Here is a 23760-nt window from a genome sequence, read left to right as displayed (position 1 = left end):
GGTGCGACGGAGGGGGCCGACGGTGACGGAGTCCGGAGTGCACGATGCTCAAGTCCCGTACATCACAAGCGTGTCGGAGCTGATGGATCTTCTGCGGGCCGACCCCGAGGGCCATGGCCTGAGGACCGCGGCGCTGCTGCGCCGCTCGCACCCCTTCGACAAGGAACTGCAGATCGCGGGCCTGGTGCACGGCCTCGACGGACTGCTCCGTCTGAGTGACGGGGCGGTTACCCACGGAGTGGCGGCGGAGTCGGTCCGCCCGCTGCTGGGCGAGCGGGTGACCCGGCTGGTACGGCTGTCGGGCGCGCCCGGCGGGTACGGCGCCCACGGCGGGGCCGACGCCGAGGCGGTGGCCACCCTGCGACAGGCCCGGGAATCGGCCGCCGCGGCGGTCCTGGACGCGGGCGTGCCGGAGGACTGGCGGCCGCTGCTGGAGCTGGTCGCCGCCGGGGCCCGCCGGCTCCGGTCCGCCGGAAACGCACGCGACCCCCTCGGCGTGCCGAGGGGGTCGCGAAGGCCGGCCGGAGGCCTCCCTTAGGAGCGGGAGGCTTCGGGGCTACCAGTTCGCCGGGGCGTAGTCCTTGAGGAAGACACCGAACAGGTCCTCGCCGGCCTCGCCGCGGACGATCGGGTCGTAGACGCGCGCCGCACCGTCGACCAGGTCGAGCGGGGCGTGGAAGCCCTCCTCGGCGAGGCGCAGCTTGTCGAAGTGCGGGCGCTCGTCGGTGATCCAGCCGGTGTCGACCGAGGTCATCAGGATGCGGTCGGTCTGGAACATCTCCTGGCCGCTGGTCCGGGTCACCATGTTCATGGCGGCCTTGGCGGCGTTGGTGTTCGGGTGCCCCGCGCCCTTGTAGCCGCGGCTGAATACGCCCTCCATCGCGGAGACGTTGACGATGTACGCCCGGCCGTTGGCCGCCTTGCGGGCCGCCTCCGCCATGGCCGGCCGCAGCGCGCTGATCAGGATGAACGGCGACGTGTAGTTGCACAGCTGGGTCTCGAGCAGCTCCACCGGGGAGATCTGGTCGATGGTCTGCACCCAGGTGTTGCTGTCGACGACGTCGGGCAGCAGACCGCCCGCGTCGATGGCGGTGCCGGCGAGGTGCCGCTCCAGGCTGGCGTTGCCCGCGACGAGGGCGAGGTCGGCGACCTTCTGCGCCTCGAGCCCGCTCACTCCGACGGGCAGCGCCGCCAGGCCGTCGACCGCGCCGGAGTTGAAGGCGCCGATGACGTGGTGGGCGGGGAGCTCACCGGCGGGGAGCGGGGCGCCCTCCCCCTCCACCAGTGCCGCGTAGGCGCTGGGCAGGCGGCGCACGGTCTGCGTCGCGTTGTTGATCAGGATGTCGAGCGGGCCGGCCCCGGCCACCTGCTCGGCGAGGGCCACGGACTGGGCCGGGTCGCGCAGGTCGATGCCGACGACCTCCAGGCGGTGCATCCAGTCCGCGGAGTCCTCCATCGCCTTGAAGCGACGGATGGCGTCCTTGGGGAAGCGCGTGGTGATCGTGGTGTGGGCGCCGTCGCGCAGCAGCCGCAGCGCGATGTACATGCCGATCTTGGCACGGCCGCCGGTGAGCAGCGCGCGCTTGCCGGTCAGGTCGGCGCGGGCCTCCCGCCTGGTCCGGTTCTCGAGGGCACAGGCCTGGCAGAGCTGGTGGTAGAAGTAGTCGACCTCGACGTACCGCGTCTTGCAGACGTAGCAGGAGCGCGGGCGCTGGAGTATCCCGGCGATCCGGCCGGCCTCCGTGACCGAGGAGGGCAGGATGCCCTCGGTCTCGTCGTCGATCCGCTCGGCGGAACCGGTGGCGGTGGCCTCGGTGACGGCCTTGTCGTTGGCGGTCTTGGCGGCGCGGCGCTCCTGGCGGCGGCGCTGCTTGACCGTGCGGTAGAGGCCGGCGGTGGCGCGGCGTACGGTGATCGCGTCGGGGTGGTCGACGTCGAGCTTGTCGAGCTCGTCGAGCACGCTGAGGCAGAGGGCCAGGCGGTCCGGGTCGATACCGGGCCCGTAGGCATGCCCGTAGTCCTGGCTGTCTTCGGTCACCGTCATTGCCGCTGCCGTTCCTTGATCACTCGTCCGCATCCGCCTGCTGCGGAAGTCCTCAAAAGGGCAACTGTACGGATCCGACCTGCCCGGAGCCAAACCCGTTCTCCCGACCTCACCCACGGCGAGCGGAGTGTCACTGTGCGGGGCGGACCGGTGACTTTGCGGCACGGCAGGGGTCGCTTTCCGCTGTCGGCACGGCCACGCTGCGTACTCCCGTACTACGTCGGGAGTATGACTGATCACCACCTGTGGGCGGAGGAATAGCGCAGGTGGGTCCGGCATTGTGGACCTTATGAGTGCACTGGCGCTGTCGGTCCTGCTGTGCCTCGTGTCCGCCTTGGCGTACGCGGGTGGCGCGATCGTCCAGGAACGGGTCGCGGCGAGCACGCCGGACCGCCCGTACGCCCCGCTGCGCCGGGGTGGCTGGTGGGTGGCGGTGGGGCTGAACGGCCTCGGCGCCCTGCTGCACGTGGTGGCGCTCGCGTACGGGCCGCTGAGCCTGGTCCAGCCGCTCGGCGCGCTCACCATCGTCTTCGCCCTGCCGATGGCCGCCGTCTTCGTACGGCGCCGGGCGGGCGCGGCGGCCTGGCGCGGGGCGGTACTGGCCACGGTCGGCCTGGCCGGGCTGCTGGCGCTGACCGGCGGGGACGGGCGGGCCGAGCAGGCGCTGGCGGGGGACGAGCGGCGCGTCCTGCTCATGGTGACCGCGGCGGTGGTGCTGGCGCTGTTCCTGGCGGCTCACCGGATGCACCGGGCGGTGCTGCACAGCGTGCTGCTGGCGGCGGCCGCCGGTACGGCCTTCGGCATGGCCTCGGTGTTCACCAAGTCGGTGGCCGAGGACTTCGGGCCGGGCGCGCTGCCCGGCCTGTGGCCCGGCCTGGCGGCGATCGCGGTACTGGCGGCCGGCGGGCTGCTGCTGTCGCAGGCGGCCTACCGGGGCGCCGGCCTGACCGCGCCGCTGGCCACGGTGACCGTGGTCAACCCGATGGTGGCGGCGACGGTCGGCATCACGCTGTTCGACGAGGGCTTCCGGTACGGGGCGGCGGGCGCGACGGCGGCCGTGGCCAGCGCCGCGCTCGCGTCCGCCGGCCTGATCCTGCTCACCGTCGTGCCCTCGCACGTGCGCGGGTCAGATGCGGACCCCATGGCTGCGGAGGTACTTCAGCGGGTCGATGTCGGAGCCGTAGCCGGGTCCCGTGCGCATCTCGAAGTGCAGGTGCGGTCCGGTGCTGTTGCCGGTCGAGCCGGAGCGGCCGATGCGCTGGCCCCCGGAGACCTGCTGGCCGGCCTTGACGCCGAGGGCGGAGAGGTGCGCGTACTGGGAGTACCGGCCGTCGGTGTGCCGGATCACGACCTGGTAGCCGTAGGCCCCGGCCCAGCCCGCGGAGACGACCTGGCCGGGTCCGACGGACTTGACGGTGGTGCCGGTCGCCACCGGGAAGTCGACGCCCGTGTGGTAGCCGCTGGACCAAGAGGATCCCGAGACGCGGTACGCCGTGCCGAGGGCGGCGTCGACGGGGGCGGAGAACCCTCCCGCAGCCGGCTTCTGCTGCACTGAGGCGGGCTCCGGCGCCGGCTTCTCGACCGGCTTCTCGACCGGCTTTTCGACAGGCTTCTCGACCGGCTTGGGCACCGGCTTCTCGGCGGGCTTGTCGGCCGCCGGCTCCACGGGCTTCACCGGGTCGGCGGTCCGCGGCGGCTTCTCCGGATTCTGGGCGGGCGGCGGCGGTGCGGCCGGCGCCGTGGTGACCCGCAGGGTGAGCCGCTGGCCGGGGAAGATCAGGTTCGGGTTGCCGCCGATGGTGGCCCGGTTGGTCTCGTACAGCCGTTGCCAGCCGCCTTCGACGTGCTGGTCGGTGGCGATCGCGGAGAGCGAGTCGCCGGGTGCGACGACGTAAGGGTTCGGCAGGACGGAGGTCCCCGTCGGCCGGGGTCCGTCGGCCGGAGCCTGTGCCTTCGTCTGCACCTGTGACCGCGTCGGGGTCTGCGCCTGCGCCTGCGCCTTGGGCTGCGACGGGGCCTGCGGGGCGACCGCGGGCGCCGGGCCGCTGCGCGAGAGCCCGGCGGCCTTCCCGCAGCTGGGCCAGGCGCCGGGCCCCTGGCCCTTCAGCACCTTCTCCGCCACCGCTATCTGCTGGTCCTTCGTGGCCAGGTCGGCGCGCGGCGCGTACGCGGTGCCACCGAAGGCCCGCCAGGTGCTCTGGCTGAACTGGAGGCCGCCGTAGTAGCCGTTACCGGTGTTGATGCGCCAGTTGTTCGTCGACTCGCAGGCCGCGACCTTGTTCCAGGTGTCCACGGAGGCCGCGTTCGCGACTCCGGCTCCCATGAGCGGGAGCGCGATGCCCGCGCCGCCGGCGGTCACGGCCAGCGAGGCCCGGTTGATGCTGCTCGGCTGATACCGGCGGTGCCGGCCCCGTACGCCCATGGGAGCCCCCCTGGAAGACATCAGGAATCGCACAACGTAACGCCGGGATCATTGCACGACAAGGGGAGCAACGGGGCGCTATTCAGCGGAACTTGACAATCCACCGAGAGGCGGGAGCGCCGCGCGGCCGACGGCGGGGTAGCGTCGGCACAGCCCGCACACCGAAGCACGCAGGAGCGCACACATGAGCACCAGCACGGCCCAGATCGGCGTCACCGGCCTCGCAGTCATGGGAAGCAACCTCGCCCGCAACTTCGCCCGCAACGGATTCACCGTGGCCGTACACAACCGCACCGCCGCGAAGACCACCGCACTCGTGGAGGAATTCGGGCACGAGGGCAGCTTCGTGGCGGCCGAGTCGGCGAAGGAGTTCGTCGACGCGCTGGAGCGCCCCCGCCGCATCGTCATCATGGTGAAGGCCGGGGAGCCGACCGACGCGGTGATCCACGAGTTCGCCCCGCTCCTGGAGGAGGGCGACGTCATCATCGACGGAGGCAACGCGCACTTCGAGGACACCCGGCGCCGGGAGCGGGAACTGCGCGAGCAGGGCATCCACTTCGTGGGCGTGGGCATCTCCGGCGGCGAGGAGGGCGCGCTGCTCGGCCCGAGCATCATGCCGGGCGGCTCGACGGAGTCCTACGCCTCCCTCGGCCCGCTGCTGGAGAAGATCTCCGCGAAGGCCTCCGACGGCACGCCGTGCACCTCTCACATCGGGCCCGACGGCGCCGGACACTTCGTCAAGATGGTGCACAACGGCATCGAGTACGCCGACATGCAGCTCATCGCCGAGGCCTACCACCTGCTGCGCGAGGTCGCGGGCTACTCCCCCGCGAAGATCGCGGAGACCTTCCGGGAGTGGAACCGGGGGCGCCTGGACTCGTACCTGATCGAGATCACGGCGGAGGTGCTCGCACACACGGACGCCGGGACCGGGCGCCCGTTCGTGGACATCGTGGCCGACGCCGCCGAGCAGAAGGGCACCGGCCGCTGGACGGTGCAGATCGCGCTCGACCTCGGCGTGCCGGTGTCGGGGATCGCGGAGGCCGTCTTCGCCCGCGCGGTCTCCGGCCACGCCGACCTGCGCAAGGCCGCCCGCGGGCTCGCGGGCCCGACGGCCGCCGCGCTCTCGCCTCAGGAGGCCGAGGCGTTCGCCGCCCAGGTGGAGCAGGCGCTGTACGCGTCGAAGATCGTCTCGTACACCCAGGGCTTCCACCAGATCCGGGCCGGCAGCGAGGAGTACGGCTGGAACGTGGACCTGGGCGCGGTGGCCTCGCTGTGGCGCGGCGGCTGCATCATCCGGGCCGCGTTCCTGGACCGGATCCGGGCGGCGTACCAGGCGCAGCCGGAGCTGCCGAGCCTGCTCGCGGACGCGTACTTCGCCGAGGAGATCGCGGCGGCCCAGGAGGGCTGGCGCTCCGTCCTGGTGGCGGCGGTGCGCCAGGGCATCCCCGTGCCGGCCTTCGCGGCCTCACTCTCCTACTACGACGCGCTGCGCACGGAGCGGCTCCCTGCGGCCCTCACCCAGGGGCAGCGGGACTTCTTCGGGGCGCACACCTACCGGCGGACCGACCGCGAGGGCTCGTTCCACACGCTCTGGAGCGGCGACCGCTCCGAGGTCCGTTCCTCTTAGGGCACCGTCAGCTGAGGGGTCCGGGCTGCGGGATCGGCGCGGGCCCCGGCGGCGGCGGGATCGGGTCCGGCTCGGGAACCGGGCCGGGCACGGGCGGCGCGGGCCGCGGCATGGGCTCGGGGTCGGGGAACGGTCCGGGCCCTGGCCCCGGTACCGGGTCGGGGCCCGGGACGGGCGGCTGCGTCTCTTCTGCGTCTCGCTTTCGCACCATACGGGCCACTTTCCCCCGAATCCGGCAGGTATGCCTGCCCAGGACACCCCCCTAGCAGGCCGAACACATGGCCAGGCCTGCGGCAAGGCCCGGGGCCGGACTGGAGAGTACGGGGATCCGGCCCGTGGCCAGGTCCGCGGCCCCCGCCATGGAGGCCTGGGCCAGCACGATGACGTCGGCGCCGGTGACGGCGGCCTCCTCGGCGGCCTCGGCCACGCGGGCGAGGTAGCCGGCGGTGTCCCCGGCCTCGAAGCGGTCCCAGGCCCCGTCGACCAGGTGCGTGACGATCGACACGGGCCGCTCACCGGCCTCCTCGGCCAGCAGCTCCCGGGTCGGGGCGAGGGTCGACTCCAGGGCCGCCAGTACGGCGATCCGCGCACCGGCCCGTACCGCGTAGGCGGCCATCGGCCGGTCCACCCGCAGCACCGGGGCGCCGAGCGCCGGGGCCAGGGACTCGGCCGTCGCCCCGATCGTCGAGCAGGTGACCAGCACGGGCCCGGGTCCCGCTCCGGCGAGCAGCCCCAACAGGGCCGGAGCCACCGACTCCGGCCCTTCGGCGCGAGCCCGGTCCAACAGCTCCGGCGCCACCAGGTGCCGTAGGACGGCTCCCGGATGGTCGCGGTCGCGCAGGGCGTCGAAGACCGGGACGTGCACGGGCGAGGTGTGCAGCAGGAGCAGCCCGGTCACCAGAGGTCGGAGGCCGAGGCGAGCTGCGCCTTGGCCGCCAGGACGACCCCGTCGGCCGGCTCGGGCGCCTGGTCGGGGTGTTTCGCGGCCCAGCTCGCCGCGTACGGGCAGAGCGGCACCACGGGAACGCCCTCGGCGGCGGCGATCCGGTAGAAGGTCTTCACCAGCCCGCCCGCGATCCCGCGGCCCTCGTGGCCCTGGTCGACGATGGTGTGCACCGCGACCAGGGCGTGGGGCGCATCGGCGAGCACGAAGTACGCGATGTGGCCGACGACCGCCCCGTCCTCGACGGCGAGCAGCCGTCCGGCTTCACGGTCGTCCCGGAACTCGATCGGCATGCTCCTGGACCTCTCTCAGAGAGCCACGGCGTGCGGGCTGCGCCGCTGATCCGTACCCGGCACCGGAGCGGAGGCGTCCGCCCCCAGCTCGACGATCCGGTTGTCGGCGTCCACGTGCACGACGCGGGGCTTGAACACCCGGGCCTCGGCATCCTCGACCTGCGCGTAGCTGATGAGGATGACCAGGTCACCGGGGTGCACCAGATGCGCGGCGGCGCCGTTGATGCCGATGACCCCGGACCCGCGCTCGCCCTCGATGACGTAGGTCTCGAGCCGCGCCCCGTTGGTGATGTCCACGATGTGGACGAGCTCCCCGGGCAGCAGATCGGCCGCGTCCAGCAGGTCGGCGTCGACGGTCACGGAGCCGACGTAGTGCAGGTCAGCCTGGGTGACGGTGGCCCGGTGGATCTTGGACTTGAACATGGTACGAAGCATGCGAATACTCCCGATGTGTCTGCTCCCTGCCTGCTCTCGCGGGTCAAGGGCGGTCCCCGGAGCCTACAACGATTCGCGTGTCCGGTCAGCTGGGCCCGGGCTGTTCGCCGTCGAGCGGCTGCCGGCTCAGGGGCCGATCTCGAACTCGGGCGGTTCGAGGCCGTTCAGGCATTCGGTCTTCGGTGCGGCCGGGGTGTCGAAGAAGGAGACGGCGATGTCCTGGGCGCACTTCGAGGTGGCGAACACCACGTGCGGCTCGTAGGGGATCGTGACGACCTTGGCGTTGCTGAGCGTGCGGGCGACGTACGGCCCGTTGTCCGCGCCGGTCTGGGCGTCGAACGCACCGGACAGGGCAAGGGTGGGGATGTCGCCGCTCGTGACGTCCCGGATCGAGCGCGCGGCCGGGGGGATGTTCCAGACGTCGCAGTCCGGACGGAGGGAGGTGAGCAGCGGGGCCTGGGCCTGCACCGAGGCGGGGAAGCCCGGGAACGCTTCCTGGCCGGCCTTGAGTGCCTGTTCCTGGGTCTCGTACGGGGTCCACTGGCTGCAGAAGACGCCGTAGACGAGGCCGTGCGAAGTCACTCCGATGCCCTTGGGGTTGGTCCTCCAGGACGCCCACTGCTGCGCGACCCGCTGCGGGTTTCCGTTCGCCAGCTCGTCGAGGGCCCGGGGCACGGACTCGGCCGTGTGGGTGGCGGAGGTCAGCCAGTTCACCAGCATTCCGCCGTCCAGCACGACCTTCACCGGCTTGTCGCTGCCGGGGAGCGTGACAGTGGTGGTGACCGGCTTGGCCTCGAGGTCGTTGACGAGCTTCTCGAAGGTGGCCGACAGGTTCGGGTAGCGCTTGTTGCACGCCGGCTGCTCCGCGCAGGCCTTGAACAGGCCGTCGGTGCCCTGCCGGAAGCTCTTCCAGGTCGAGGCCGAGCCGCCGGTGGACGGCGGCAGGATGCCGTCGAGGCCCACTGAGCGGAGCCCGTCGGGGTGCAGGCGCATGTAGGCCAGCGCCAGGTTGGTGCCGTAGGAGATGCCGTACAGGTTCCACTGCCCGATGCCCAGCGCCTTGCGCAGGTCGTCGTAGTCGGCGGCGCTCTCGGTGTCGTTGTAGGCACTGAGGTCGATGCCGCTGGCCACCAGCTTGTCGCGGCAGGCCTTCGTGGCCTCGACGTGCTGGCGTTCGGTGGACGGCGCGTCGTAGACGAGGCCGACCACGCGTGCGTTGAACTCGTCGATGTTGGGGCACAGGGCATCGGGGTCGGCCGAGTACGTGCCCCGCTGGGACATGAAGATCACGTCACGGTCGCGGTTCAGGCCGCCGTCGATGGCCAGCTTCGCCTCCCCCACCGCGTCGTCTCCGGGGCCGCCCGCGAGCCACACGATGGGGTCGGGTTTCGGATGGTCGGACTTGGCGGGCACGATCGCAACACCGAGTTCGATCGTCCGGCTGCCCGGTTCGGCGCGGTTCTCGGGCACGGTGAGCGTTCCGCAGCGGGCCCCTTCCAGCGCTTCGATCGGTTCCGGCGTCTTCGGGCAGGGCCCGGGTTCGTACCTGGCGTCACCCACCGTCCGGGCGGTCGTGCCGATCGGCGCTCCGGTGGTGGTGTCGGGGCTCGGCTCAGCCTGGGAGGGCGCTGCGAGCAGGCCGGTGACGAGGAGGCCGGTCGCCATTCCGGCCGAGGTGGCCAGGAGTCGACCTGTCGTGCGGCGACGACGGGGCGCTTGGTGGAGAGTCATCTGTCCTCCCGGTCACTTCGGGATGATCGTGAACGGTCCGGGTTCGAGACCGTCCACGCAACCGGTGTCGGGCGCGGTCGGGCGAGCGAGGAACGAGGCCAGTACGCGTTGCGCGCACGGCGACTGCGCTACCACCCAGTGGCCGATGCCGGGGACCTCCACGGCCGTCGAGCGGGACAGGTTCCCGGCCGCGTCCTTCGCCCAGCTCGCTCCGGTCTTCACGTCGAACGTGCCGGAGACGACGAGTGCCGGCACCGAGCTGGCCGTGGCCACCCGCTGGACGTCCGTGCGGTCCGGAACGTTCCAGATCCCGCACGCCGGATACTCGAACGGCAGCTGCGGCACCTGGGCCAGGACCGTGTCCGGCCACCCGGGGAAGGCCTTGCGCCCCGCCTGCAGCACGTCGGCTTCCGAGTACCCCGGCGCCCACTCGCTGCACACGATCGAGTTCGTCAGGCCGTGTGCGAACTCGCCGGTCTTCTGGACCGAGCCGGCGGCGCGAGCCTGTGCGAAGCGTTCCGGGTTGCCGCGGCTGAGCTCGTCGAGCGCAGCCGGCAGGTCCTTGGGCCGGGGGTTGGAGGCGACGATCAGGTTCAGCAGCGCGCCCCCGTCGAGGACGGTCCTGACCGGCTTGTCCCCGCCCTTCGGCGTGACGTTCAGCGTCAGGGGGTTGGCCTCCAGCTTGCGCACCTGCTCCGTCAGGAGTCGGGGAAGGTCCGGGTACCGGTCCTTGCAGGCGGGCTGCGCCGCGCACGCCGCAAAGATGTTGTCGATCCCCTCAGCGGCGCTGCTCCATCCCCACGGCAGGGTCACGGTCTGGGGAGGTACGACCGAGTCGATCGCCACCGCGCGGATTCCCTCGGGGTGCAGGCGCAGGTACGTGAGGGCCAGATCGCTGCCGTAGGAGTAGCCGTAGACGTTCCACTGGGGGATGTCCAGCGCGCGCCGCAGGTCGGCGAAGTCCGCCGCGTTCTCCGTGCTGTTGTAGGCGCTCAGGTCGGCGCCGTCGGCCGTCAGACGGTCCCGGCAGTCCTTCACCGCCTTCAGCATGATCTGTTCCGCCTGCTGTGAGTCGGACCCCAGGCCCACAGCCTGCTCGTTGAACCGGTCGACCTCCGGGCAGGCGAGGTTCGGCCGGTCGTAGAGGTTGCCGCGCTGGGCCATGACGATCAACTCGCGGTCCTTGTTCAGACCGGAGTCGATGAGGAACGGAATGTCGTCGAACGTGTCGGCGCCGGGGCCGCCCGCCATGAACACCACCGGGTCGGCGGCCGGCTTCTCCGCCGCGGCCGGAATTCTCGCCACGGCCAGTCCGATGATCCGGCTGTCGGGGCGGGAACGGTTCTCGGGGACCTCCAGGAATCCGCACTCCGCGTCGCTCAGCGCTTCGATGGGCTCGGGCGGCTTCGGGCAGGCGCCCGGCACGAACCGGGGGGCTGCCGGGCCGGGCCCGGCGGCCTGGGCAGGTGTCGATGAGGCGCTGCTCGGTGTGGGGCCCCATGCTGCCAGGAAGGCCAGAGCAGCCGCAGCGGTCACCGCGTGGATGCGGGGCTTTGGCATGTGATCTCGTTCCTCTGCCGACTTCGGCGGCGGCCACTGACGGACCGGGCCTCAACGGTTTGGGCGGAACGCGCATCTTCGACGCTACCGGGTGACCCGTTCGGGTGCACGCGGAGCGGTCACGATCCGTGACCCCCCGGTCTGTCCGAACCGGTCGACGGATGATACCCATCGATCATTTGGCCCATATGTCCAGCAACTGATTGGCCGCGCGGAAATTGTCGGGGGAATCCACGTTGCACGCGACGGTCACGGCAGTGTTGCGGTCCGGGCTCACGATGAAGGTGCTGTGAAATCCCTCCCAGTCGCCGCGGTGCACCAGGCTCTTGTCGGGGAGAAGGAGGATGCCGGCCCCGTACCGCCCTTCTTCGATGCCACGCCGGCGCAGAACGTCACCCACACTCACCGCTCCCTCGGTGACGCCGGTGAGCAATTCCTTTCCACCGATGCGACCGGTGCGGTAATTGTCGGCCCAGCGGACGAATTCCCCAGGAGTGGTCTGGACGGACCCGTCTCCGTACTGTTTCCAGGGGGAGGAAACGGGAGTGAAGGAGCCGTCCTTCTCGTCGTACGACTTCGCCTTGCCGGGAACGTCCACCGCAGGGGACAGAGCCATGCGCAGGTGCAGCGGGGCGAAGAATTCCTGTTGGAGGAAGGTCGCGAACGGCTTGCCGGTGACCCTCTCGACGACATGCGCCAGGAGAACGTAGTTGGAGTTGGAGTAGGAGAAGCGCTCACCTGGCGGATCTTCCGGCCGTGAGCCGAGGATGGCTGCGATCGCTTCCTTCTGGCCTGCCGGATCCGTCAGCTTGACGCCTTTGGCCTCCAGCAGATCCTGGTAGTCGGTGATGCCGCTGGTATGACGCATCAGATCACCCAGCGTGACGTCCCGCGTCCAGGCGGGCGGGTTGTCGAGAAAGTTGGACAGGGGATCGTTCAACGCGAGTTGGTGCCGCCCGGCCAGCAAAAGGACGGCTTCTGCGGTGAATTGCTTGGAGTTGGATGCCATGTCGAAGACCGTCTTGGAGGTGATGGCTCGCCCGGCCGTCAGATCGGCCTTCCCTCTCCCCGCCTCCCAGACAACGCTTCCCCGCCTGCCGACAGCTGCCGCGCAGCCCGGACCGGCAGGAGAAGGCACCAGCTCGTGGAGAACCTCCGCGCTCCGCTTCTCGCGGTCGTCAGCGGTCGCGTGTGCCTGCGGGTTTGCGACACCGGCCAGTACTACCGCAACCATGGCGCCCCCGGCGGTGCAGAGCGACACCATCCGATTCACGGACACCACCTTCTTTCTTGAAGTCCAGCGGCCACGACGCGATCGATGCCCGGAAAGCCACCGTCAACCGGTCCCTCGGGGGCACGCCGGAGCCGGGTCGTCTCATGGAGCGATCTCGAACTGCGGGGGCTTGAGGTCCTTGACACAGGCAGTGTCCGGGGCGGTCGCGGTGTCGAAGAAGGAGACGGTGATGGCTTGGGCGCACTTCGAGTAGGCGATCGCCCCGTGGGGCACGTAGGGGATCGTGACGACCGTGGCGCGGCTCAGGGTGCGGGCGACGTACGGGCCGTTGTCGGCGCCGGTCTGGGCGTCGAAGCCGCCTGAGACAACGAGGGTAGGGATGTCGCTGCGCGTGACGTCCCGGACCGAGCGGGGGGCCGCCGGGATGTTCCAGGCCTCGTCGCAGTCCTCGCGCAGGAAGGGAAGCTGCGGCGCCTGGGCCAGGACCGAGGAGGGGAAGGCCGGGAACGCTTCCCGGCCGGCCCGCAGGACCTGGGCGTCGGTTTCGTACGGCATCCACTCGCTGCAGAACACGCCGTAGGCGAGGCCGTGGGAGATGTGGCCGAAGTTGTGCGGATCGGTCTTGGCGCCCACCCAGTGCTCGGCGACGCGCTGCGGGTTGCCGTGGGCCAGCTCGTCGAGGGAGCGGGGGATGCCGGGGGCGACGTGGGTGGCGGAGGCCATCCAGTTCACCAGCGCTCCGCCGTCCAGGACGACCTTCACCGGCGTCCGGCTGTCGGGGAGCGTGACGGTGGTGGTGACCGGATCGGCCTCCAGTTCGCGGACCAGGCGGTCGAAGGTGGCGGACAGATTCGGGTAGCGCTTGTTGCACGCCGGCTGCTCCGCGCAGGCCTTGAACACACCGTCGAAACCCTGCCGGGCGCTGCGCCACGTCGCCGCCGGTCCTGCTTTGGACGGTGGCAGGATGCCGTCGATGCCGACCGACCGGATACCTTCCGGGTGCAGGCGCATGTACGTGAGCGCCAGGTCGGTACCGTAGGAGAGGCCGAAGACGTTCCACTCCTCGAGGCCGAGCGTGGTGCGCAGGTCCGCGAGGTCGGCGGAGCTCTGGATGCCGTTGTAGGCGGTGAGGTCGGCCCCGCTGCCCGCCAGCTTCTCCCGGCAGGCCTTCGTCGCATCGACGTGCTCGCGCCCGGTGGAGGGCGCGTCCCAGACGAGGCCGACCGCACGTGCGTCGAACTCGTCGATGTTTCGGCAGGTGAGCGCCGGGTCGGCCGAGTACGTCCCGCGCTGGGACATGAGGATCACGTCCCGGTCGCGGTTCAGGCCGCCGTCGACCGCCCTCTTCGCCGCCCAGACGGCGTTGTCGCCGGGTCCGCCGGCCAGCCACACGATCGGGTCTGGCTTCGGGTCGGCGGCAGCCGCCGGGACGATCGCGACGCCGAGCTTGATCGTTCTGCCGCCCGGCTCGGTGCGGTTCTCGGGCACGGTGAGCGTTCCGCAGCGGGCCCCCTCGAGTTCGGGAATCGGCTCCGGCGTATTCGGGCAGGCCCCCGGCTCGTAGCGGGCGTCGCCCACGGTCCGGGCGACCGTGCCGCTCGCTCCTCCGGGCGTCTCCTCCTGCGCGCTCGCGGGCGCGCAGAGCAAGCCGGTCACGAGGATTCCGGTCGCCACTGCGGCCGACCCGGTGCGCAACCGTCGTACGTGCGGGCGTGCCATCTGCCCTCCCGGTCACTTCGGGATGATCGTGAACGGTTCCCACCTGAGGCTCGCCACGCAGCCGGTGTCGGGCGCGGTCGGACGGGTGAGGAAGGACGCCAGCACCTTCTGGGCGCAGGGCGACTGCGGGACCACCCAGTGCCCGATGCCGGGGATCTGCACGGTGGCCGATCGGGGCAGCGTACGGGCCGTCCTCTGCGCCCAGCTCGCCCCGGTCTTCATGTCGAACGTCCCGTTGAGGAAGAGCGTCGGCACCGAGCTCACGGGGGCCACCCGCTGCGTGGCAGTGCGGTCCGGGACGTTCCAGACCCGGCACGCCTGTTCCTGGAAGGCCAGTTGAGGCGCCTGGGCCAGGACCGGCTCCGGCCAGTCGGGGAACGCCTCGCGGCCCGCCTTCAGCACGTCGGACGCCGAGTGATCCGGCACCCACTCGCTGCACACCACCGAATTCGTCAGACCGTGGGCGGTCTGGCCGACGACCTGGAGCGAACCGGCGGCGCGGGCCCGGGCGAAGCGCTCCGGACGTCCGCTGCGGAGTTCGTCGATCGCCGCCGGGACGTCGGCGAACGGAATCGCCTTGGCGACCAGCAGGTTCACCAGCGCGCCGCCGTCGAGGACGACCTTCACCGGGTCTCCGCCCTGCGGCGGCCGGACGTTCAGCGTCAGCGGCCGGGCTTCCAGCTTGCGCACCTGCTCGTTCAGGGTGCGCTCGAGGTCCGGATAGCGGCTCTTGCAACGGGGCTCCGCAGCGCATGCCTTGTAGAGGTGGTCGAGGCCCTCCCGGGCGCCGGTCCAGGCGAAGGGCAGGGAGACGGACTGGGGAGGGGCGATGGAATCGAGCGCGACCGCGCGGATCCCCTGGGGGTGCAGGCGCAGGTAGGTCATGGCCAGGTTGCTGCCGTAGGAGTGGCCGTAGACGTTCCACTGCTCGATGCCGAGCGCCGTGCGCAGGTCGGCGAAGTCGGCGGCGTTCTCGGTGCTGTTGTAGGCACTCAGGTCGGTCCCGTCGGCGGTCAGACGGTCCCGGCACTGCTTCACCGCGTCGAGCAGGAGCCGTTCCGTCTGCGGCGCGTAGGAGGGGAGCCCCACGGACGTGGCGTAGAAGCGGTCCAGCTCCGGGCAGGCGAGGTCGGGCTTGTCGTAGAGATTGCCGCGCTGGGCCATGATGATCAGGTCGCGATCCCGGTTCAGGCCGGAGGAGACCAGGAACGGGATGTCGTCGAAGGTCTCACCACCGGGGCCGCCCGACATGAACACCACGGGATCCCGGGCCGGGTTCGCGGAGGTGGCCGGGATGACCGCCACGGCCAGCCGGATGGTCCGGCCGCCGGGGCCGGTGCGGTTCTCCGGGACCTCCAGGAATCCGCACCGGGCGGTGGCCAGCGCTTCGATCGGCTCAGGCGTCCTGGGGCAGGGACCCGGTACGAAGCGTGACGCGGGGGCCTTGCCGGGCCCGGTGATATCGACACCGGTGGCACCGGTGCGGGGCGGTGCGGCGCCCACCGGACTCGGGGCCAGTGCTGTCAGGAATCCCAGAGCGGTCGCGGCAGCTGCTGCCCCGATGCGGAAACGGTGCTCTGCCATATGATCCCGTTCCTCTGCCGGTCAACGGCTGCCCCGCCGGGCGACGCCGCGGCGATATGGACGGAACGCACGTAATCGACGCTACCAGGCGGTCCGGCGACCCGCACACGCCCCGGGCGGCCGCGGGCGGCCACGGATACTGCCCTCCCTCTCGGCGGCCTGGAACTCCTCCGGCCGGGACGGGAGCGAGCACCGCGCCGGGGTATGGACCGTCGGCCGGCCTTCGCCGGAAACGGCCGTGGACTCGGCGCGTGTTGCCGGCCGCCCCCCGGCCGCCCCCGGCTCGACGTGCGTGCGCATCTGCTGAAAGGGCCTCACCACTGCCTGCTGCCACCGACGCTGAAGGATCCTCCAGGTCCGGCCAGGAGGCGGACCGGGCCGCCCTGGTATCAGGCTGTCGGGCCGCCGCGCCCGGTGCGACGGCTGTCGGGTGGGGACCGGTCCTCACGCGAACGGCCCTCCGTGCCATGCGACAGGCCCCCGCCCCTGCAACGCTGGCCGGGATCCGGGCCGGCAGGCCCGGACGGGTCGTCGCCGTGCAGGACGGACGGAGGAGGAGTCGTGGCACCTCTCGCTCGGATCCCGCTGGAGGGCGGGGGCTACGTCCTGGTCGAGGCTCCGGACACGGCCGAGGGGCCCGTGAAGGCCGGCCGCATCAGCGACGCCATCCACGACCTCCCGGAAACGCTGCAGGAGGCGCTCGGTCCGGTCACGGAAGCAGCGCGCGTGGCCCTCGATCAGCTGCGCAAGGCCCGCCCCGACGACATCACCGTCCAGTTCGGCATCGACCTCTCGGTCGCCGCCGGGGCCGTGATCGCCAAGACCGGCGCAGGCTGCCACCTGACGGTGACCATGGCGTGGAGGGGCGGCGATCCCGTCCATTTGCGGGCACCGTACGAACGACCGGAGTGACCCCCCTCGACGGCTTCGACGCCCCGGCCCGGTCCGAAAGCCGATGGCAGCAGCCACAGCCCCTCGTGTCACCACAATGCGCAATCACATGACTACTCTGTGTGCATGTCGAATGCTCCGGCGCAGTCGAGGTTGCGAGAGATTCCGGGCTGGGCGGTGGGGCTGTGTCTGTTCGGGCTCGCAGCCGGTCTCTGCGTGATCGTCTGGTACGCGGTGAATCCGCCGTTCCTGGACAAGCCCTCGGGCAACAGAGAACTGCTCCTGCAGTTCGCGACGACGGCCGAAGAGGCCCGCGCCGTGGTGGACGGCGGCGCGGACGGGAACGGGGACGAGCTGTTCCGGAACGGCCTCGTGCTCGACTGGCGCATGCTCATCCCCGGGTACGCGGTGGCCCTGGCCGGGTCCTTCGGACTCGGGCACCTCTTCCTCTACCGGGAGTCCACGCGGCTGTGGGCCCGGCGCGCCCTCGTCCTCACCTCCGTGCCGGTGGCAGCGGACTGCGTCGAGAACGTCTTCCTCTGGAGAGCTCTGAACCGGCTGGCCGCCGACCCGGTACCGGACCTGACGCGGGCGGCCCATTTCGCCCAGATGAAATGGGCGCTCGTCGTCCCGCTGGTGGCAGCGGCCGTCCTGATCGTCGTCACCCTCTGCTGCCGCCGGGTGCTGGACCCCTCCTTCGTGCACAGTGCGCGGGAGGACCGTCCCCGTCCGGTCGTGGCCCACGCACACAGGCTCGTGGACGGCACGGAGAGCCGGTGGAGCGATCCGGACGTGATCCTCCCGCCTGCCGCGCCCCACGACTGGGAGCCGCGGGCCGAATGGACCGCCCCGGGCCCTGCGCAACCGGGCCGGCCCGCGGCCCGGGACCCGAAGGACAGCGCGGTGGCCCGCTGGCGCACCCGCGCGTACCAGCCGCCCGGCCGGCAGCCCGCAGAGCTCGGCTTCTGTGTCTCCGGCGGCGGCATCCGGTCGGCATCGGTCGCCCTCGGCGCGCTGCAGGCACTGCGGGGGCAACTGCTCAAGGCGGCGTATCTGGTGTCGGTGTCCGGCGGCGGGTACACCGCCGGGGCCTTCCAACTGGCTCTGACCGATGCCGGGCTCCGGGCCCCGGGCGGGAGCCCTTCGGCTCGGCCCGGTCTCTCGAAGCCCGCGGATGTGTTCGCGCCGGGCAGCCCGGAGGAGGACCACATCCGCCGGCACGCGAAGTACCTGGCGGACGCGCCCAAGGAGAAGGTGAACGCCGCGGGGGCGGTGCTCCGGGGGATGGCCGTCTCCTTCGGCATGCTGGCGCTGGTCTTCACCGTGGCGGGTCAGTTCCTGCACCTGTTCTATGCGTACGTTCCGCTGACCGAGCTCCGCCCCCTCACAGCGGAGGGGGAGCGCTTCGACTCGTCCCTCGATCTGTACCCGAACGTCTGGTACCCCGTGCTCGCCCTGCTCGGCCTGGCCGGCCTGGTGTCCGTCGGGTACGCCTTCACGCGGGCCGGCAGCGGCAAGTCCCGCCCCGCATGGCTGCGCAGCACGGTGAACACGCTCACCGGCCTCGCACTGGCGGTGGCCCTGTATTCCGTCGTCCTCCCTTCGGTGATCTGGTTCTTCGCCTCTCTGGCCCACAAAGCCGGCAAGGGGGGATATTGGGACGACAGCGGGGCGGGAGTCGCCCTGCTCGGCGCGATCACGGCGGCGGCGACCGCTGCGGGTACGTGGTTCACCGCGGTCCACCGGACGGTGAAGAGGCTGAAGCCCGACGGTGAGCAGGCGTCTCCGTTCGCCAGGGGCGGCACATCCCTCGTCACACAGGTCGGCACCAGCTGGGTGAAAGCCGTGGTGTGCTGGCTGGTGCTGCTCCTGGTCGCGTTCTTCGGCCTCGCCCTCATGTCCTGGGCGGCCGTCTACGCGGGCAGCTGGCACGCGGGGTGGAAGTGGGGGGTGCCGATCGCCCTGATCGTGCTGACCCTCGTCATCGACCAGACCACCTTCAGCCTGCACCCCTTCTACCGACAGCGGCTGGCGGGTGCCTTCGCCGTGCGCCGCGCGGTGCTGAAGGACGGCTCGGTCGGCGCCCTGCCGTACGACTACAACAACGAGCCGACCCCGCTCAACCCCTACGCACAGCGGGTGGAGGGCTTTCCTCAGGTCATCTTCGCCGCCTCCGCGGCCGTCTCGCTGCGCAACCGCACCGCGCCCGGCCGGCCCGCCGTGCCCTTCACCTTCGCCTCCGACTACTGCGGCGGACCCGACACGGGATGGGTCCGCACCGGCACGCTGCAGAAGACGGCCCCTGCGCTGATCGGGCGCGATCTGACCGTGCAGTCCGCCGTCGCCGTGTCGGGAGCGGCCTTCGCCTCCGCGATGGGGTCACAGACGATGTTCATGGAGCGGCTGCTCGCGCTGTCCAACGTGCGGCTCGGCACCTGGGTGCCCAACCCCCTGTACCTCGCGGAACTGGCGAAGTACGGGCCCGACCGGATGATGCCGCGCCTGCCGCGGGTACGGCGGCTGCGGTACCAGCTTCAGGAGCTGGTGGGCCGGTACTCGGACACCACTCCCCTACTGCTGTGCACCGACGGCGGGCACTTCGACAATCTCGGCCTGGTCGAGATGCTCCGGCTCCGCTGCCGGACCGTCTACGTCATCGACGCTTCGGGGGACTCACCTCCGCTGGCGACCACCCTCGCGCAGGCGATCACGCTCGCCTACGAGGACCTCGGAGTGACCATCACCTTCGACGAAGAGGGGCAGAATCTGCTGGACCTGGTACCCGGCAGCGCGAAACCGCTCGCGCCCGAGGCGCCGATGGCCGCTCTGAACGCGCGGTTCTCCGCCAACTGCGTGGTGCGCGGCACGATCGAGTACCCGGAACCGGTCCAGTTCTCGCCCGACGCACCGGCCGGCACAAAGGGGACGATCATCTACGTGAAGGCCGGTCTGACCCCTGACATGCCGTACGAGCTGCTCAGTTACGCCCTCCGGGAGAAGGCCTTCCCCCGCCAGGCCACCTTCGACCAGTGGTTCGACCACGCACAGTTCGACGCCTACCGGGCGCTCGGACACCACCTGGGCACGAAGGCCGCAGAGGTACCTCTGGCTCACCCGGGGCGGTGCGGTGTCAGGCGCCGCGGGTCCGGGCGCCCGTCCCAGCGGTAGCGGGGATCTCCTCGGTCGGCCCCGGCCGGGCTTCTGCGTCCGGCCGGCCGGCCGGCCGACCGAGGGACCAGGACCCACGGCCGGACGAGAGACACGCATGGTGCTCACGTTCCGTGCGCGCAATCGCCGCTACCCTACGCAGAGTGACGAACAACAGTGCGCCGTCCCACTCAGCCGCCCCCAGTCACATCTACTACTTCGACGTGGGGGCCGGAAGCTGGCAGGGGGAGTTCACCTTCCGGGTCACCTCGTGGCGACGCTTCCGCAGCGCCCGCACCGGGCTGCGGAACCGGGCGCTCGTCGTCGCGATGGCCCTCACACAGCGGCTGACGGGCGCGTCCCGGCTGGATTCGACGATCGTGGCCAGCCCGTCCGCGGGCGCCTTCGGCGTGGCCGACAACGTGGTCAGGGTGTCCAAGTTCGGTGTGACCCTGTACCTGTTGAAGGAGCGCTACCTGCTCGATCCCGACGGCAGGGGCGTCACCGTAGAGGCGAACGAGCAGTTCAGCCCCGTGCCGGGCATCCTGACGCGGAGGTTCACCTACCCGGCGGAGATCCAGCCCTCCGGTATGGGGTCCACCTACCACATGCCGCTGCTGGGAAGCCCGTGGACCGCGACGTACCAGGTGGGAACCGACCGGCAGAGCCTGGCGGGGGAACTCGTCTGTGACTGGGCGAAGGCGACGGAGAATGCTCGCAGGGCCTCATGACCGGGGACCCGACGGCCTCTGCCGCCGCTGCCTCTGCGGCTGCCGCTGCCGCCGGCAAGGTCGCCGGGGTCGTCGCAGAGCTCGCCGCCCGCGTCGAGCGGTACGACGCCCTGCGGGACCCACGCGCCGTGTTCGCCTACACCTACTTCCGGCTCACCTCCGACCTCGCCGCCGCTCTGCGTGCGAACAGTCTGTCGTTCAGGGCGCCCGAGTGGGTCGCCGACCTGTCCGTCGCCCTCGCTGCGGAATATTTCACGGCGATGGACGCCATCGACACCTGGCTGGGCCCCGTCCCCGGTGCCCGGCCCGGCGGGGAAGTCCTCTCCGCAGATCTTCCGGAAACCGTGCCTCGACCCTGGCGGGACGTCTACGCCGCCTCGACCGTGCGGCACTCCTACGTCCTGGAGGAGCTGCTCTTCTCGATGATGGCGCACATGTCCTACGATCTGCCGCTGGCGCTGCGGGGCCTGGCCGCGCGCGGGGACATCCACCACCGCATCGCCGACTTCCACCGCATGAACGACCTGCTGGCCTCCTCCGTCGACGTGGCCCAGGACGAGATCGCCGCCCGCTACTGCCGCCGGCTGAGCTCGCTGGACCGCGTGTTCGTCCGCGACGACGAACTCTTCACCAACTACGGGATCCGGGTCGCCCGGGGCCTGGCCTGGTTCAACTGCGACCGGCTCCTGGATCCGGGTGCGAGCGGTGAGGCGATGGGCTCCATCAGCAGGTCCACGGCAGCGTTCATCTCCGAGTTCCGCTCACCGGACGACTGGAGGCGCCGCCGCGCCCTCCAGGTCCTGCGGGTACTGATCCCCTCCCGTCGGCAGTGGCCGCCGCCGGGGACGCCCATCGAGAGGGGCGGACTGCCCGACTGATCCGGACGCGCTGATCCGGACGTCGTTCAGCTCCGGAACGCAGCTCCACCGGGCGAAGTCCAGCCGTACGGAATATCCTTGAACCGTTGTCCCCCGGGGAGTGCGGACGTTCCGCCGGCCAACAGGGCTCGGACGCCGCCGACATCAAGGGTCGTCGAGTTCCTTCCGCAACGATGCCGTACGAGCGTCCCCGGGCCGCCTCGTGCGGCGATGTGGTCGATGCTTCCCCGGCCCTCACCACCCAGTCCCGTCTGCGGCTTCGTCATTCAGGCCTGCAACCGCGGCGCGTCGACCGGCTCTTCCCGTACCCGGTGATCTCCGCAGGTCCACTGAATGTGCGCCCGCAGGACTGACGGTACCGAACCACCGCGAACCGCCCTGAGGAGCAGTCATGCACACGTTCCCACGCTCGGCATCTCGCTGGTCGCGCCGCTTCGCAGTGACCGCAACAGCGCTGGCCGTCGTCGGCATCGGAGTCGCACCGCCGGCGGCGACGGCGCCCGCGGACGCGGCACCCGCCGGCCTGCCCACCCAGCTCCGGTCGGCGCCGGCCGCTGCGGACAAGGCGCCTGAAGGCCTCTACCTGTTCCAGTACACCTACCGGAGCCATCTCAAGATCGGCGGAGGCAACTTCACCCTCGGCGGCAAGGTCTATGTGGCCGTCAAGTACAACACGGGCAAGGTCAGATACAGCGGCAACGTGATCGCGAAGACGAATTCCGGCGTCTCCGGCGGGGCCGTCTACCTGGAGACGAACATTTCCGCGCCCTGCGCCCCCGGGAACAACGGCTTTGCCCAGGCGTACGACTACAGCACCGATACCTGGTCGCCAAAACTGCCGGTGGCCATTTGCGTACGGATCGACTGAGATGGACGGCCCCGCACCGCGAGGGGGCCCCTGCGAGGCCTTCCCCGGATCCGTCCGGGACGGATCCCCCGTCCCGGACGGATCCGTTCCGTAGGGTCGTTTCGTAGGGTCGTTTCGCCCCGTGGGGCCGTGTCACCCTTCCCCGTGCCAGTACTCGTCGTGCGTGCGGTGGGCTTCGGTCAGACCGTCGCGGAAGTACCGCTCGTAGTAGGCGTTCTCGAGGTGATGGGCCTGCAGCCACACGCCCGGTACGTGGATCGTGTCGCAGTGGGCGGGAAACCGCCCGTGGGTCTCGTGGATATAGGTGCAGATGTCCCGCGTGCACGCGATGACGTCGGCCGAGTAGCTGTCGGCCTCGTGCAGGTACCGGCTGCCGAAGTCCCCCCGGTAGATGCGCGCGAACAGCCCCTCGTCGGAGTAGATGCCCTTCGGCCCGAACTTGCCCGCCACGACGGCGTCGACCGCCTCGCCCATGGTCGCGTAGTTGGGCGGACACATCGCCTTGATGAGGTGTTCACCGTTGTGCCGCAGGCCGACAGCGGTGGCCCTCAGGTCTGCGTAGCGCGGGAGCGGCACCTGCCAGCGCAGGAGGTCCGCCGGTCTCCACCGCGGGGTGCTCCAGTCGAAGTCGAGCATCGGACCGTAGGCGGCACGGAACTTCGGGTCGCCCAGCATGATCGACGGGGCGATCGAGGCGTGGATCCAGGCCCCGAGACCCATGGCGTCGGCGGTGAGCATGAGGTTCTGGAGCAGCAGGTCGGCCTCGATCTGTGTCCTCATGGCCCAGATGAGGCCCAGGGGCAGCTTGATGTCCTCGTTCAGGAACCCCGACTTCACCCACTTGCGCACGCCCGCCGAGCGGTAGAGGTTCCGGTCGTCGACGATCGCCGGCCGTGCCCCCTCGGGCTGGGTCAGCAGGTACATCAGCCCGTTGATGTACTGCCGTGACAGGTCCACCACGGGGAAGAGGAGGGTGCTGCCCGGGAGGTTGGACAGGAACCGGTTCGAGTCGAGGTAGGCCGGGAAGTCCCGCTTCCCTTCCGGTACGTCGATGCGGTGGTCGAGCAGCCGCACCTTCGCCTCGGCGGCCCGCGAGCAGAGGGTCTCTTCGTCGAATGCCGCCCCGCCGTCGGGTGCAGAGGGAAGGTTGCGCAGGAAGTAGGTGCCGCTGTCGTTGATCAGGAAGAAGTGCGTGCCCTGCGCGTTGTCGGGGCTGCCCGCCGTACGTCCGGCCATGTTGAGGTTCGGCTTGGCCATGATGGGCTTGCCGTCGCGAGGGTCGGCGAACGGGCGGTCCGGCATGGTGAGGCCGGAGCAGCCCGTGATGGCGATCAGGATGGCCTCTTCGAGCTCGGTGAGCGGGGCTCGTGGAGCGGTGGAGGCCCAGCTCATCGAACCGGCCTCGACCGAGCTGCCCCGGCTGACCCGGTGCGTGCGGCGACGCCAGATCGACGTGAGCAGCGGGCGGTTGACCAGGGCCGCGAACCCGGCACGGCTGTGGGTGTTCAGCGGGTCGTTCATCATGCTGTCCCTTCACGGCGCGACCGGACGAGCTGGCCCTCCCCGGCCTCGGTGCCACGGACCGCACCGTACCCGCACCGTGCCGTTCGCCGGGGGCGCGGGCCTCGCCGGGGGGAGAGCAGGAGCGCT

Annotated in this window: 18 protein-coding genes and 1 pseudogene; 8 read left to right on the top strand and 11 right to left on the bottom strand. The window is 71.0% G+C overall.

The window, feature by feature from the left end:
* The first annotated feature begins 70 nt into the window (after positions 1–70).
* Complete coding sequence (locus OG753_RS34730; RefSeq protein WP_405791360.1) at positions 71–538, top strand: hypothetical protein; 468 nt, start codon at positions 71–73, stop codon at positions 536–538.
* A gap of 18 nt (positions 539–556) precedes the next feature.
* Here the strand turns inward: OG753_RS34730 and OG753_RS34725 are convergent, their stop codons facing one another.
* Entirely contained in the window at positions 557–2044 is a 1488-nt protein-coding gene (locus OG753_RS34725) for an SDR family NAD(P)-dependent oxidoreductase (RefSeq protein WP_327265614.1), read from the bottom strand.
* 289 nt (positions 2045–2333) lie between these two features.
* Between OG753_RS34725 and OG753_RS34720 the strand changes: the two are divergent.
* Positions 2334–3062, top strand: a pseudogene (locus tag OG753_RS34720) (DMT family transporter); the annotation flags it as partial.
* Between the two features lie 108 nt (positions 3063–3170).
* Here OG753_RS34720 and OG753_RS34715 read toward each other — a convergent pair.
* On the bottom strand, positions 3171–4466 hold the full coding sequence (locus tag OG753_RS34715) for a transglycosylase family protein (protein ID WP_405792915.1): 1296 nt from the start codon (positions 4464–4466) through the stop codon (positions 3171–3173).
* Positions 4467–4650: 184 nt separating this feature from the next.
* On the opposite strand from OG753_RS34715, the gene gndA reads away from it, so the two are divergent.
* On the top strand, positions 4651–6096 hold the full coding sequence (gene gndA, locus OG753_RS34710) for an NADP-dependent phosphogluconate dehydrogenase (RefSeq protein WP_405791359.1): 1446 nt from the start codon (positions 4651–4653) through the stop codon (positions 6094–6096).
* A 262-nt stretch (positions 6097–6358) separates the two neighbouring features.
* Here the strand turns inward: gndA and OG753_RS34705 are convergent, their stop codons facing one another.
* The 8 genes from OG753_RS34705 to OG753_RS34670 all read right to left on the bottom strand — a co-directional run bounded on the left by OG753_RS34705 (position 6359) and on the right by OG753_RS34670 (position 15595).
* Positions 6359–6997, bottom strand: coding sequence for an aspartate/glutamate racemase family protein (locus OG753_RS34705; protein ID WP_327267005.1), 639 nt, complete (start codon positions 6995–6997; stop codon positions 6359–6361).
* A complete protein-coding gene (locus OG753_RS34700; protein ID WP_405791358.1) occupies positions 6991–7332 on the bottom strand; it encodes a GNAT family N-acetyltransferase in 342 nt (113 codons plus the stop codon). Before OG753_RS34700 ends, OG753_RS34705 begins: the two co-directional genes overlap by 7 nt.
* A 15-nt stretch (positions 7333–7347) precedes the next feature.
* Entirely contained in the window at positions 7348–7767 is a 420-nt protein-coding gene (gene panD / locus OG753_RS34695; protein ID WP_327265611.1) for an aspartate 1-decarboxylase, read from the bottom strand.
* A 126-nt stretch (positions 7768–7893) separates the two neighbouring features.
* Positions 7894–9498 (bottom strand): alpha/beta fold hydrolase, encoded by a 1605-nt coding sequence (locus tag OG753_RS34690; protein ID WP_405791357.1) that lies wholly within the window; start codon positions 9496–9498, stop codon positions 7894–7896.
* Between the two features lie 12 nt (positions 9499–9510).
* A complete protein-coding gene (locus tag OG753_RS34685; protein ID WP_405791356.1) occupies positions 9511–11058 on the bottom strand; it encodes an alpha/beta fold hydrolase in 1548 nt (515 codons plus the stop codon).
* 175 nt (positions 11059–11233) lie between these two features.
* A complete protein-coding gene (locus OG753_RS34680) occupies positions 11234–12322 on the bottom strand; it encodes a serine hydrolase domain-containing protein (protein ID WP_405792913.1) in 1089 nt (362 codons plus the stop codon).
* 111 nt (positions 12323–12433) lie between these two features.
* Positions 12434–14011 (bottom strand): alpha/beta hydrolase, encoded by a 1578-nt coding sequence (locus OG753_RS34675; protein ID WP_405791355.1) that lies wholly within the window; start codon positions 14009–14011, stop codon positions 12434–12436.
* A gap of 12 nt (positions 14012–14023) precedes the next feature.
* Complete coding sequence (locus OG753_RS34670) at positions 14024–15595, bottom strand: alpha/beta fold hydrolase (RefSeq protein WP_405791354.1); 1572 nt, start codon at positions 15593–15595, stop codon at positions 14024–14026.
* 561 nt (positions 15596–16156) lie between these two features.
* Here OG753_RS34670 and OG753_RS34665 point away from each other — a divergent pair.
* The 5 genes from OG753_RS34665 (at position 16157) to OG753_RS34645 (ending at position 22110) form a co-directional block, all read left to right on the top strand.
* Positions 16157–16507 carry a CU044_2847 family protein gene (locus OG753_RS34665; RefSeq protein ID WP_405791353.1) on the top strand — a complete coding sequence of 117 codons (351 nt, stop codon included), beginning with the start codon at positions 16157–16159 and terminating at the stop codon, positions 16505–16507.
* A gap of 105 nt (positions 16508–16612) precedes the next feature.
* Positions 16613–19654, top strand: coding sequence for a hypothetical protein (locus OG753_RS34660; protein ID WP_405791352.1), 3042 nt, complete (start codon positions 16613–16615; stop codon positions 19652–19654).
* 143 nt (positions 19655–19797) lie between these two features.
* Entirely contained in the window at positions 19798–20364 is a 567-nt protein-coding gene (locus OG753_RS34655) for a hypothetical protein (RefSeq protein ID WP_327265605.1), read from the top strand.
* Positions 20361–21242 carry a DUF5995 family protein gene (locus tag OG753_RS34650; protein ID WP_405791351.1) on the top strand — a complete coding sequence of 294 codons (882 nt, stop codon included), beginning with the start codon at positions 20361–20363 and terminating at the stop codon, positions 21240–21242. The genes OG753_RS34655 and OG753_RS34650 overlap by 4 nt, the downstream gene beginning before the upstream one ends.
* Positions 21243–21633: 391 nt before the next feature.
* On the top strand, positions 21634–22110 hold the full coding sequence (locus OG753_RS34645; protein WP_405791350.1) for a hypothetical protein: 477 nt from the start codon (positions 21634–21636) through the stop codon (positions 22108–22110).
* Positions 22111–22242: 132 nt separating this feature from the next.
* Here the strand turns inward: OG753_RS34645 and OG753_RS34640 are convergent, their stop codons facing one another.
* On the bottom strand, positions 22243–23631 hold the full coding sequence (locus OG753_RS34640) for a hypothetical protein (RefSeq protein WP_405791349.1): 1389 nt from the start codon (positions 23629–23631) through the stop codon (positions 22243–22245).
* Positions 23632–23760 lie beyond the last annotated feature (129 nt).

Origin of the sequence: Streptomyces sp. NBC_00029, from assembly GCF_045160505.1 — a bacterium.
Classification (GTDB): Bacteria; Actinomycetota; Actinomycetes; order Streptomycetales; family Streptomycetaceae; genus Streptomyces.
Note: the sequence above shows the minus strand (reverse complement) of the source record. Positions and strands in the feature narration are given on the sequence as shown.

What these genes read in the sequence shown, in the direction of transcription:
- OG753_RS34725 (WP_327265614.1), bottom strand. Translation starts at nt 2,044, where the DNA reads ATGACGGTGACCGAAGACAGCCAGGACTACGGGCATGCCTACGGGCCC.
- OG753_RS34715 (WP_405792915.1), bottom strand. Translation starts at nt 4,466, where the DNA reads ATGGGCGTACGGGGCCGGCACCGCCGGTATCAGCCGAGCAGCATCAAC.
- gndA (WP_405791359.1), top strand. Translation starts at nt 4,651, where the DNA reads ATGAGCACCAGCACGGCCCAGATCGGCGTCACCGGCCTCGCAGTCATG.
- OG753_RS34700 (WP_405791358.1), bottom strand. Translation starts at nt 7,332, where the DNA reads ATGCCGATCGAGTTCCGGGACGACCGTGAAGCCGGACGGCTGCTCGCC.
- panD (WP_327265611.1), bottom strand. Translation starts at nt 7,767, where the DNA reads ATGCTTCGTACCATGTTCAAGTCCAAGATCCACCGGGCCACCGTCACC.
- OG753_RS34690 (WP_405791357.1), bottom strand. Translation starts at nt 9,498, where the DNA reads ATGACTCTCCACCAAGCGCCCCGTCGTCGCCGCACGACAGGTCGACTC.
- OG753_RS34685 (WP_405791356.1), bottom strand. Translation starts at nt 11,058, where the DNA reads ATGCCAAAGCCCCGCATCCACGCGGTGACCGCTGCGGCTGCTCTGGCC.
- OG753_RS34680 (WP_405792913.1), bottom strand. Translation starts at nt 12,322, where the DNA reads ATGGTGTCGCTCTGCACCGCCGGGGGCGCCATGGTTGCGGTAGTACTG.
- OG753_RS34675 (WP_405791355.1), bottom strand. Translation starts at nt 14,011, where the DNA reads ATGGCACGCCCGCACGTACGACGGTTGCGCACCGGGTCGGCCGCAGTG.
- OG753_RS34670 (WP_405791354.1), bottom strand. Translation starts at nt 15,595, where the DNA reads ATGGCAGAGCACCGTTTCCGCATCGGGGCAGCAGCTGCCGCGACCGCT.
- OG753_RS34660 (WP_405791352.1), top strand. Translation starts at nt 16,613, where the DNA reads ATGTCGAATGCTCCGGCGCAGTCGAGGTTGCGAGAGATTCCGGGCTGG.
- OG753_RS34650 (WP_405791351.1), top strand. Translation starts at nt 20,361, where the DNA reads ATGACCGGGGACCCGACGGCCTCTGCCGCCGCTGCCTCTGCGGCTGCC.
- OG753_RS34645 (WP_405791350.1), top strand. Translation starts at nt 21,634, where the DNA reads ATGCACACGTTCCCACGCTCGGCATCTCGCTGGTCGCGCCGCTTCGCA.
- OG753_RS34640 (WP_405791349.1), bottom strand. Translation starts at nt 23,631, where the DNA reads ATGAACGACCCGCTGAACACCCACAGCCGTGCCGGGTTCGCGGCCCTG.